Genomic DNA, 10,906 nt, shown 5'->3' with positions numbered 1-10,906 from the left:
TGGTCATGAGTCTGCGCTCTGTGGATAACTTTCGTACTTGACGGCGGATATTTGGGGAGCGTTCCGCCGGAAGTCTGACAGCCAGATTTCGCAAGGCCCCGGGACACTTCAATGTTTCATTGGGAAGGGAGGTCTTCTGCTGGAGCTGCCACCCTTTCTCCAGTGAATGTTTCACGTGAAACACGCCCAGAGCCTGCGCGTTCAAGGCTGGGTACAAGTCTGTGGATAACTCCCATTCAGCCGCTTCGCGGGCACCATGGTCGGCATGCTCTTCATGTACATTCTCAAGTGCTCCGACGGTTCGTACTATGTGGGAAGCACATGGCGGTTATGGCAACGAGTCTGGCAGCACAACAACGGTGGGGGAGCGTCGTAGACGGAGAGACGGCGCCCGGTGACGCTTGTCTACTACGAAGAGTACGAGTTGATATCGGAATCCTATTGGCGTGAGAAGCAGGTGCAGAACTCGGGATTTACGAAGCGGGAAGCACTGATTAACGGCCGACCAGAGGATCTCCCGTGGTTGAGTCGGGCGTCGACGGAGTGCAGGCGGGAGAAGTGATCTCGACAGGCTCGATCGGCGCAGGGTGCGTCGAGAATTGTGGATGGCGGTGGCGTGCGGGTGTTGTCCGTCACGTTGCGTTGGTCGACCCCGTCTACCCCGTCGAGCCCGTCGAGCCCGTCGACCCCGTCGAGCCCGTCGAGGCCTCGGGACCGCGGCGGGGAACCAGGGCATCCGTTTCACGTGAAACATTCGTGTGAAACCCGATAGGTGATGGGCGAGGAGGCGTGGATGGCGTTGATCGGGATCGTTGTCGACGCAGGTGCTGACGCGGTCAGCGAGGTGGAGTGGACGGCTGCGCTGCGCGGGACGCGGCCGTTGCGGTGGTCGAGCCTGTCGAGACCCTGGCGAGACCCTGGCGATACGCAGGGGCGCGTCGGGTGCGTGCCTGGCCGTGTAGCGCGGGGGTGGCCGTTGTTTGGGGTCGCCGGTTGAGGCCGAGGGGTTTAGCTGACGGTCGCGCGGGGACGCCCGTAGCGTTGAATAAGCTCGGCGATCTCGCAGGGGTGGAGGTGTTTGGGTGCGGGGGTGATCTCGACAGGCTCGATCAGTGCGGTGTTGCGTGGGGTGCGACTGTTGCGTTGGTCGAGCTTGTCGAGACCCAGGGGTATCGCTGACTGCCGCGCGGGAACAGTCGTTGCGGTGGTCGAGCCTGTCGAGACCCAGGGACTGCGGCGGGGGACCCGGTATCCGTTTCACGTGAAACATTCGCCCGGGGGACCCAGCAGTTGGTGGCCTAGGAGGCGGCGTCTGCTATCGCCAAGCGCGCGAGGGCCGTGTAGACGTCGCCAAGTGTCTGGCCCGACGCCTCGATGGCCTGGGGAACGAGCGAGGTCTCCGTCAACCCGGGGCACACATTCGCCTCCAGGAACCACGGGGTTCCCTCGGCGTCGACGATGAGGTCGATGCGAGAGATGTGGCGCAGGCCCAGTAGCTCGTGAATGGCGACGGCCGTAGCGTTCACTCGCTGCGCAACATCCTCGGGGATGCGTGCGGGCGTGTAAAAGTCTGTCTCGCCGGCGTTGTAGCGCGCTTCGAAGCTGTAAACGCCACTGACCGGTACGATTTCGACCGCAGGAAGGGCCTCAGGCCCGTCAATGCCGTCCACAACGGCCACGGCAAGCTCTGTGCCCTCCACCTGCGACTCAACGAGCGCGACATCGGCGTACGTGTAGGCATCGACCATTGCGCGCGGCAGTGCCCCGGCACTGGCCACGATGGTGACACCCTGCGCGGAGCCTCCCTGGGCGGGCTTCACAACCACGGGCGGGTTGAGGGCTCCCAGCAGGTGCTCGAGCACGCTGGAGGCGCCCAGGTCGCGAAACGTCTCTTTGGACAGGGCGATCGATGAGGGGGTGTCAAACCCGGCCCGGCGAACGAGCTCCTTGGCGACGGGCTTCGACCACGCCAATGCAGAGGCCTCACCCCGTGACCCTACGTAGGGAATCCCCGTGGTGCCGAGCAGTGAACGCAGGGCACCGTCCTCGCCCGTGGCACCGTGCAACGCTGGCCAAATCACATCGGGGCGGCGCTCGGCTAGTTCCGCCAGTAGCCCTGCGCCCGGGTCGAGTACCGTGACTCGGTGACCCATGCCCGTGAGCGCATCGGCCACGCGCCGACCGGAACGCATGGAAACATCGCGTTCATGCGATATTCCGCCTGCGAGAACAACAATATCCAGCGTGGGAGCTGACTCGGTGCCGGTAACGTCTGGTGCAATTTTATCGCTCATGATCAAGACTTTTCCTCCGATGGATGCTCACGATGGTCACTAACGACACGGAATCGTGATTGGGAAGCGGTTGGTGAAGTTGGACTACGAGATGTTCGGGGGTCCCGCGGCGAAGCGCTGCTCGTCGGGCGGCGGGTTGAGTGAACCGGTGCCGGCGAAGGTGTCGAGCAGGTCCAGCTCACCGCGGATGACCGTCGCGAGGCGCCGAATGCCGACTCGAATGTTCTCGGGGGTCGGGTAGCAGAAGGACAGCCGCATGTTCTGGCGTCCGGCTCCGTCGGCGAAGAACGCCGTGCCGGGCGTGTAGGCCACGAGCTCCTTCACCGCACGGGGGAGCATGGCCTTCGAGTCGAGTCGTTCCGGCAGGGTGACCCATACGTAGAAGCCACCGTTGGGGTTCGTCCACGTTAGTTCCGGCAGGTACTCCTGCAGCGCCGCGAGCATGACGTTCTTGCGCTCGTGGTACACACCGCGGAAGGTGTTGATCTGACCCTTCCAATCGGCGGTCGACAAGTACTCAGAGATGATGAGTTGTGTGAACGAGCTGGGGGAGAGCACGGCGGCCTCGTTGGCCAGCACGAGTTTTTCTCGGATGGCGTGCGGGGCGAGAGCCCAGCCGACACGAAAACCCGGCGCCAGGGTTTTTGAGAATGTGCCCAGGTAGACGACGCCCTCCCGCTCGACCGAGCGGATCGCATCCGGTGCCGGTCGGTCGAAATAGAGCAACCCGTAGGGATTGTCCTCAAGGACCAGGATGTTGTTGGAACGACAGATTTCGAGAATTTCGAGGCGTCGCGCCCACGAGAGGGTGACCCCGGCGGGATTGTGGAAGCTGGGGATCGTGTACAGGAACTTAATCGTTCGACCCGCAGCCTTGAGGCGCGCAATGTGTTCCCGAAGCGCTTCGGGGATCATACCGTCGGCGTCCATGGGAATATGGTCGACATCGGCCTGGTACGAGCGAAAAATGACCATCGCGGTCACGTAGCTGGGGCCCTCGGAGAGAACCACATCGCCGGGGTTCAGGAAGAGCTTGCTGACGAGTTCGAGGGCGTGCTGGGACCCGGTCGTCACGACAACATCGTCGGCGTTCGCGCGGATGCCTTCGAGCGCCATGACCTCGGTGATCTGCTCCCTGAGAATGGGAACTCCCTGACCAGAGCCGTATTGCAGGGCAGTGGGACCTTGCTTGGTCATGACTCGCGACATGGCATCGGTGACGAGATCGTTCGGCAACGCCGCCACATAGGGCATGCCGCCGGCGAGGGAGACAACCTCGGGACGACTGGCCACCGCGAAGAGCGCGCGCACCTCGGAGGCTTTGAGCCCCGCGGCTCGTTCGGCGTAGTGGTGGTACCACGGGTCGAGATTATTGCCGGCTTGAAGAGGGCCCTGTTTAGTCACGTCACGTCCGATCTGGTCAAGTCTTAATCGTATGGGGTGCGAGAGGGTCCCCTGGGACACCCTGAACTTACAAAAAAGAACCCGCCCGGCGAAAGCCGGGCGGGTCAGTTATTCGACGGGGCGACTACGCGAGGTAGGCGGCCAGGTCGGCTTCGAGGGCAGGCTTCGGTTTTGCGCCGATAACGGTCTTGACGACCTCGCCCTTCTGGAAGACCTTCATTGCAGGAATCGACGTGATCTGGTACTTGGCAGCGAGTGCCGGGTGATCGTCCACGTTGAGCTTGACGATGTCGAGCTTGTCCGAGTGCTCGGACGCGATCTGGTCGAGGATCGGGCTGACAGCGCGGCAGGGGCCACACCATTCGGCCCAGAAGTCCACCAGAACGGTCTTCTCGTTGTTGATGACTTCCTGATCGAAGTTGGCCTCGGTTACGGCGCGTGCAGTCATGTGATTCTCCTTAGTTGGTAGCAGTTGCGAGTTCGGTGCCGCCGGCCGTAGCCAGCAAGTCCTGGGGGATCATGCTCAGGTAGTGTTCCGCGTCGAGTGAGGCGGCACATCCTGACCCGGCAGCCGTGATGGCCTGACGGTAGTTCGAGTCGATGACGTCGCCGGCGGCGAAGACGCCGATCTGGCTGGTCTTCGACGAGCGGCCAGCGACCGCGATGGTGCCTTCCGCGGTGAGGTCCAACTGGCCGTGGATCAGGTGCGTGCGCGGGTCGTTACCGATCGCGATGAACACGCCGCCCACTGGCAGGCTCGCCTCCGTGCCGGAGACAGTGTCGCGGAGAGTGAGGCCATTGACGGCCTCGTCACCGGTGATGCCGACGACTTCGGAGTTCCAAATGAATTCGATCTTCTCGTTCGCGAAGGCACGGTCCTGCATGATCTTGGACGCCCGCAGTTCGCTCTTGCGGTGAATCACGTAAACCTTCTCGGCAAAACGAGTGAGGAACGTGGCTTCTTCCATGGCGGAGTCGCCTCCGCCGATGACGGCGATGGTCTTGCCCTTGAAGAAGAACCCATCGCACGTGGCACACCACGACACTCCGCGGCCCGAGAGGCGCTCCTCGTCGGGCAGTCCGAGCTTGCGGTAGGCCGAACCCGTGGCGAAAATCACGGACAGTGCTTCCTGCGTCTCGCCGGAGCCGAGCGTGACCTTCTTGATCGCGCCGGTCAGGTCGAGGGATTCGACATCGTCGTAGACGACCTCGGTTCCGAACCGCTCTGCCTGCTCCTGCATCTTGGTCATGAGCTCGGGACCCTGCACACCGTCGGGGAAACCGGGGAAGTTTTCGACGTCGGTCGTGTTCATCAGCTCGCCGCCCGCTTCGACCGAACTCGCGATGAGCAGCGGCTTGAGGTTGGCTCGAGCGGCGTAGATGGCGGCCGTGTAACCGGCCGGACCCGACCCGATGATGATGATTTGGCGCACGCGCACACTCCTAGCGGTCGGTGGAAAAAATCTGAGGCAGTATGGGCCTGATTGGCCCATTGCCCGGTACAACACATCATAATCGGCAGGTATTCCAGTGCTCGTGTCGCGGGCGCTCGTGCACCGCGCCGCCTCGGGGGCGGTGCCACGTTCTAGCGGCGCAGACGGGCCCTGAGAGGCGTGAGGAAGGCGCTCAGCTCCGCGCTGCGCATGACGAGCAGCATCCCCAGGTAGGACGCGGCCATCACGGTGCCGATGATGATCATCGACACGATTGCCGTCACGCGATTGAGAACGGCGAACCCGCCTTCCGCAGTGCCGCCCAGCAGGAACAGCAGGGTCAGTCCGAGAATCACCGGGAGCACGGCCGCCGCCAGGTACGTCACGAGGCTGCGCGTGATGCGGCGGCCGTCGATTCCACCGAGTCGCCGTCGCAGCAGCATCGCCGCCAGGCCCGCCTGCAGGACGCCGGAAATTGTGATGACGAGGGCGATACCGACCGCGATCCACTCATCGGGCAGAAACGAGCAGCCCAGAACCCCGGCAATGAGGATAACGACCTGGAACAGTGTGAAGAAGAACGGCGTGCGCGTATCACCGAGGGCGTAGAACGTGCGCTGCACAACGAAGAGCACGCAGAAGGGCACGAGACCGAGGATGAAGGCGATGATCACGTTTCCGATGCCCTGAACCTGGTCGAATGGCGCCACGAAGACCCGGGCGAACGGGTAGGCGCACACGGCGATCACCATGGTGGCCAGCATGATGAGCAGGGCCGTGCCTCGAATCGCGCTCGATGCATCCGTTCTCACGAGTGCGAGCTTGCCGAGTGAGGCATGTTCGCTCATGCGCGTGAAGTACGCCGTGGCCACTGACACGGTGATCACCGAATGCGGCAACATGAAGATGAGCCACGCTGTTGCGAGCACGGCAACGGATGCCTTGTCGCCGGCGAGAGTGACGACCTGCGTCTCGATGATCCCCGCGGTGGTGGTGAGTAGGAGCATCCCGAAGGTCCAGCCGGCCATCTTGCCGGCCGCGCCGAGGCCGACGCCGCGAAAGCGGAAGTCGGGCCGGTAGCGCAGCCCGATGCGATGCCAGAAGTAGAACAACACCACGGCCTGCGCGATCACACCAAGTGTGGCGCTGCCCGCCAGCACGGCGATCATGGCGGCGGTGAACTCACCGGCCGAGCGAAAACCGTTCGGATCGGCGCCGTACAGCGCAGCGAAAACGAGCAGACCCGCGATGGCCACGACGTTGTTGAGCACGGGAACCCAGGTGAACGGGCCAAACGACCTGCGCGCGTTGAGCACCTCGCCGAGCAGCGTGTAGAGGCCGTAGAAGAACATCTGTGGCACGCACCAGTACGCGAACGCGATGGCAAGTTTCAGCTGGTCGGGCGGGAGGTTCACGCCAATGATTCCGGTGATGAACGGCACGAGCAGGGTGGCCGCGATCGTGGCCACGGCCAGTACGAGGAGGGCCAGGGTGAGGAGTTTGTTGATGTAGCCCGTGCCGCCGTCGGTATGCAGGCTGGCCCGCACAATTTGGGGCACGAGTACCGCGGTAAGAATGCCGCCGGCCACAATCACGTACACCGTGTTCGGCAATTGGTTGGCGATGGCGAAGGTGTTGGCGCTCGCCCCGAATTGCCCGATGATGCCCGCGAGCACGATGAGCTTTATGAATCCGAGAATGCGGGACACGATCGTGCCAGAGGCGAGGAATGCGCTCGCTCGGCCGATGCCGCCGGACGTTGCCGTGTCAGTCATTCGTCCCCGCGAGCGGTGGGAGCCGCGGCGGGCGTCGCCTCGGCCTCATCGGTGTCGGCGCGCACTGGCTCTCCCTTACGTTCCTTGCGGCGGCGCACAATGTTGCGCCAGATTCCGAAGCCGAAGAAGAGGAAGGCAACGGATGCGACGATCCACGCCCCAATTCCTTCCCAATCGGCATGCACATTCACGGCGATAACAGCCGGTTGGCCGATCGCCACCCCGTCCGGCGAGTACATGGTGACGCGCAGGGCGACTTCCCCATTTCCCACCGCGGCGGTAACGGGAACTGTGATCGTCTGGGCCGAGTTCGCGTCGATCGTGGCGTCGATGTCGCTTTCCACGAGCAGGCGCCCATTGGAGGGAACCACCTGCACGCGCACGGTTACGGGCTGGTTCAGCTCGTTTCGCAGGGTGATGGGGAAGTCCACCTCTTCGGCGGCCACATTGATGGGGCCGCGCGTGGTGACGGTCACCGAATTGATAACCGCAGAGGATTTCGTGAGGCTCGCCCTCACGTTCTCCTCCCAGAGGTCGGGCTGCTGGGTCCAGCCTGGGGAGAGCAGTGTGAGCAGGTTGAGTCGGTGTGGCGCGGTCACCGCGAACGGTTCAGCAACGGATGCCGCGAACGCGGTCATTTCTCTCTCGGCCGCAAGCAGCTGGCGAACCAGGTCCACACGGTCGTCGGATTCGGTCCGGCCGCGAAATTCGACGGTGTTCGCGACGGGCGCGCTGACAGCGTTAGCGAGCGATGCTGGCGTTTCCCACGGCACGCCGGCGAGCGCATTGAGGGTCTCGCCGAGCCGGTTGCCGGCGGAGGGCACGACATGGTCGAGGGTGGCCAGCAGGGTGCGCGGGCTGCGGACATCCTCGGCCGAGACGATTGCGAGCAGGGACTGCGCCTCGGCGACTGCCTCGCGCCAGGCGGCGGCCGTGCGCGCCTGGGCAGCCTCGTTGATGGCGTCGCTCACGGCCCGGTCGGCCACGAGGCCCCGGCCGTCGGGGTGGGCGAAGACACTGTTGGGAGTGAAGGAATCGGATTGCCGCGCGTTGCCGCTCGACAGGATGGTGGTGGTGAGGCCGTTCGCCGTGAACATCTCGAGGTCTGAGCGGGCGACGGCATTGCCTCGCGGCCAGACAATGTCGGTTGCCGTGTAGTCCCAGGCCAATAGCTCGGCCGTCGTGGGCACCCGGCCGGCGACGAGCTCCGGCACCATCGGCGTCGTGGGCGATGTGGCCTCTGGCACGGTCGCGAAGTTCGCGGGATCGATGAGTGCTCCGAAGGGGAGGGGCTCCAGAAGCGTTTCTGCGCCGGATTGCGCCTCAAGAGACGCATCTGAATTTGCATACCGCAACGGGAATATATCGTTGGTGGCCCTGGAAAGCCGGTCGAGCCAGGTTGTGGCGCTCGGGGGCGCCGCATTTCCGAGTAGGCGAATCGAGACGATGATGCGGGGGTCGATCGCGATCGCGACCGGACGGTCGAACACGGCATCGAGCTGCGCTGTCAGTAGGCCGGACGACCCTGTAAACGCTTGCAGGTCGGTGGTGGATAGCAGGCCGTCCGTGGTCTCCGGGGTCGTGATTCGGGCCACCGTGGCGAGGGAAACCGGGGTCACGGTGTCGCCCAGATCCCATACGAAGGTGCCGCGACCTTCGGCCGTCGCGCCATCGACGGTGAATGTTGCGGCCACACCGCGGGCCCCCCACGCATTACGAACGCTGAGTCCAACGTCTGCGGCGGGCACCGTCACCGGCATGATCAGTGTCGTGCCGGCCGCGATCGGCTCGGTGGTCGGTGTGCCGAGCAGCAGGTCACCGCTGTTGGAATCCTTCTCCGGTCGCAACCAATTCTCCAGCGCCACCCGGCTGGTCAGGGCGCGCTGCGCGAGCGACACATCAACGGTGCCGAGGCCCACCGTTGCACCGGTTCCGTTTTCGACCGTCACCGTCAGGGCGAGATCTTCGCCGGGGTGCAGCGACGCCGACGCCGCGGGGGTGACGGTGACCGAGACATCGTCGAATTCGGTTGTTGCGGTGCGCGCCGCCCCGCCGGTCGTTGCGAGGGCGGGCGTACCGAGAAAACCGAGCATCGCAGCGACGAGAACGGATGCCGCGACCCGCCGCAAGCGGGCTGGCCGGCGAGTCGACCGGCTCCGGTTCGCCGTGGGCACTGGCCGGCGCGCAGGATCACAATCGGCCATCATGTAACGAATTCTACGACGTGCGCCCCGGGAGCACGCTGCGCCGGAGCCGCCAGCCGGTCCCGGAAAACATTCCCAACCGATAATATGTAGGAATGCAGAGTGTCGCGGCAGCCCTCGAGCGGCTGGGTGATCTGGCTGCGTCCCCCACAATTTCCCGTTTGGCGAACGTGTTTGCCGGTGCCGGCCATGAACTCGCCCTCGTCGGCGGCCCAGTTCGTGATGCCTTTCTCAATCGGCCAACGCACGATCTCGACTTCACCACGGATGCGACGCCCGACCAGATCCTCAGGCTCGTTAAACCGATTTCCGACGCCCAGTGGGACATTGGTCGGGCGTTCGGCACCATCGGTGCGGTGATGGACGGCGAAACCGTGGAGATAACGACGTACCGCGCTGACAGTTACGACGGTGAGACACGCAAACCCGATGTGGTCTTCGGCACGAGCCTTGAGGACGATCTCCTGCGGCGGGACTTCACGGTCAACTCGCTCGCCCTGCGGCTGCCGGCGGTCACGCTCATCGACCCGTCCGGCGGTATCGACGACCTGCTCGCCGGAGTGTTGCGCACCCCCTCAACCCCGGAGGTGTCGTTCGGGGATGACCCGCTGCGCATGCTCCGGGCGGCGCGCTTCACTGCCCAGCTCGGGTTCAGGCTCGATTCCGACACCGCGAATGCGATGGATGGGATGAGCGAGAGCATCCGCATCATCTCGGCCGAACGCGTGGGGGAGGAGATCTCCAAGCTGCTGCTCGCCGACAACCCCAGGGCGGGTATCGAGGTGCTCATGCAGTCGGGCCTCGCCCAGATCGTGCTGCCCGAGATTCCGGGCCTCCAGCTCGAAACCGACGAGCACCACCACCATAAAGACGTCTACCAGCACACGCTCACGGTGCTCGAGCAGGCCATCGGCTACGAGAAATCCCGCGGCAGGCTCGATCCCGCCGGCGACCTCATCGTGCGCCTCGCGGCTTTGCTGCACGACATCGGCAAGCCGGCCACGCGCAAGCTCGAACCCGGCGGGGTCGTCAGCTTCTACCACCACGATGTCGTCGGCGCCAAGCTGGCAAAGAAGCGCCTGCGCGCCCTGCGCTTCGACAACGACACCATCAATGCGGTCGCCCGCCTGGTGGAGCTGCACCTGCGTTTCTTCGGCTACACCGAGGGAGCCTGGACCGACTCGGCCGTGCGCCGCTACGTGCGCGACGCGGGCAGCCAGCTCGAACGCCTGCACATTCTCACTCGCGCCGACGTGACCACGCGCAACCGCCGCAAGGCCGATGCGCTTGGCTTCGCCTATGACGACCTCGAGGCGCGCATCGCCGGCCTCGCAGAGCGTGAAGAAATAGACGCCGTGCGCCCGGATCTTGACGGCGAACAGATCATGGTCATCCTCGGTGTGACACCAGGCCCCGAGGTCGGTGAGGCCTACCGGTATCTGCTCGAACAACGCCTCGATGATGGTCCCATCGGCGCCGAGGAGGCAACCCGTCGACTGCTGGCGTGGTGGGCGGCGCGCGCTGAGGTTCCTCCGACCCCGTAGTCCTCCCCAGGGCCAGCGAATGGATACTTCGCACGGCTTCTTCGCACGGCCCGGCGAGCGGAGACCGGCGGTGCCACACTCGGTCGTGACAGGGTCGCGCAGGTGAGAAACAGTGAACGTGGGCCAGTGGTGGCGAAAGTTGCCGGCATCCGGTAGTCTGGGCAGGTTGTCTGTGCGCCGGATTCCCGGCCTCCACGTTTAACACATGCAGAACCCTCCTGTTGCAGAAAGTCTGCAGCCGTTTAGTCCGAA

Annotated in this window: 9 protein-coding genes; 3 read left to right on the top strand and 6 right to left on the bottom strand. The window is 64.4% G+C overall.

Going from position 1 to position 10,906, the window contains the following annotated elements; all coding sequences use genetic code 11:
* Nucleotides 1-256: 256 nt before the first annotated feature.
* Nucleotides 257-376, top strand: a complete 120-nt coding sequence (locus EDD25_RS18375; protein WP_422386787.1) for a GIY-YIG nuclease family protein — start codon at nucleotides 257-259, stop codon at nucleotides 374-376.
* Nucleotides 377-519: 143 nt separating this feature from the next.
* A complete protein-coding gene (locus EDD25_RS09415) occupies nucleotides 520-762 on the top strand; it encodes a hypothetical protein (RefSeq protein ID WP_134173046.1) in 243 nt (80 codons plus the stop codon).
* A 536-nt stretch (nucleotides 763-1,298) separates the two neighbouring features.
* On the opposite strand, the gene EDD25_RS09410 is transcribed toward EDD25_RS09415, so the two are convergent.
* From EDD25_RS09410 to EDD25_RS09385, 6 genes are all read right to left on the bottom strand, one after another.
* Entirely contained in the window at nucleotides 1,299-2,294 is a 996-nt protein-coding gene (locus EDD25_RS09410; RefSeq protein ID WP_134173045.1) for a D-alanine--D-alanine ligase family protein, read from the bottom strand.
* 84 nt (nucleotides 2,295-2,378) lie between these two features.
* A complete protein-coding gene (locus tag EDD25_RS09405; RefSeq protein ID WP_134173044.1) occupies nucleotides 2,379-3,698 on the bottom strand; it encodes an aminotransferase-like domain-containing protein in 1,320 nt (439 codons plus the stop codon).
* Nucleotides 3,699-3,822: 124 nt separating this feature from the next.
* Entirely contained in the window at nucleotides 3,823-4,146 is a 324-nt protein-coding gene (gene trxA / locus EDD25_RS09400; RefSeq protein ID WP_134173043.1) for a thioredoxin, read from the bottom strand.
* 10 nt (nucleotides 4,147-4,156) lie between these two features.
* Nucleotides 4,157-5,131, bottom strand: coding sequence for a thioredoxin-disulfide reductase (gene trxB, locus EDD25_RS09395; RefSeq protein WP_134173042.1), 975 nt, complete (start codon nucleotides 5,129-5,131; stop codon nucleotides 4,157-4,159).
* Between the two features lie 152 nt (nucleotides 5,132-5,283).
* The gene (gene murJ, locus EDD25_RS09390) at nucleotides 5,284-6,906 is read right to left on the bottom strand and encodes a murein biosynthesis integral membrane protein MurJ (protein ID WP_134173041.1); all 1,623 of its coding nucleotides are present in this window, start codon (nucleotides 6,904-6,906) and stop codon (nucleotides 5,284-5,286) included.
* Nucleotides 6,903-9,113, bottom strand: a complete 2,211-nt coding sequence (locus EDD25_RS09385) for a DUF6049 family protein (protein ID WP_134173040.1) — start codon at nucleotides 9,111-9,113, stop codon at nucleotides 6,903-6,905. Before EDD25_RS09385 ends, murJ begins: the two co-directional genes overlap by 4 nt.
* A gap of 92 nt (nucleotides 9,114-9,205) precedes the next feature.
* Here EDD25_RS09385 and EDD25_RS09380 point away from each other — a divergent pair, with 92 nt between their 5' ends.
* Nucleotides 9,206-10,654, top strand: coding sequence for a CCA tRNA nucleotidyltransferase (locus EDD25_RS09380; RefSeq protein ID WP_134173039.1), 1,449 nt, complete (start codon nucleotides 9,206-9,208; stop codon nucleotides 10,652-10,654).
* Nucleotides 10,655-10,906 lie beyond the last annotated feature (252 nt).

Origin of the sequence: Cryobacterium psychrophilum (assembly GCF_004365915.1) — a bacterium.
Lineage (GTDB): Bacteria > Actinomycetota > Actinomycetes > Actinomycetales > Microbacteriaceae > Cryobacterium > Cryobacterium psychrophilum.
The sequence above is the reverse complement of the archived record's forward strand: the minus strand, read 5'-3'. Positions and strand labels throughout refer to the sequence as shown.

Bases quoted from the DNA above. Each gene is read 5' to 3' on its own strand.
- EDD25_RS18375 (WP_422386787.1), top strand. From the start codon at position 257: ATGGTCGGCATGCTCTTCATGTACATTCTCAAGTGCTCCGACGGTTCG.
- EDD25_RS09410 (WP_134173045.1), bottom strand. From the start codon at position 2,294: ATGAGCGATAAAATTGCACCAGACGTTACCGGCACCGAGTCAGCTCCC.
- trxA (WP_134173043.1), bottom strand. From the start codon at position 4,146: ATGACTGCACGCGCCGTAACCGAGGCCAACTTCGATCAGGAAGTCATC.
- murJ (WP_134173041.1), bottom strand. From the start codon at position 6,906: ATGACTGACACGGCAACGTCCGGCGGCATCGGCCGAGCGAGCGCATTC.
- EDD25_RS09385 (WP_134173040.1), bottom strand. From the start codon at position 9,113: ATGATGGCCGATTGTGATCCTGCGCGCCGGCCAGTGCCCACGGCGAAC.
- EDD25_RS09380 (WP_134173039.1), top strand. From the start codon at position 9,206: ATGCAGAGTGTCGCGGCAGCCCTCGAGCGGCTGGGTGATCTGGCTGCG.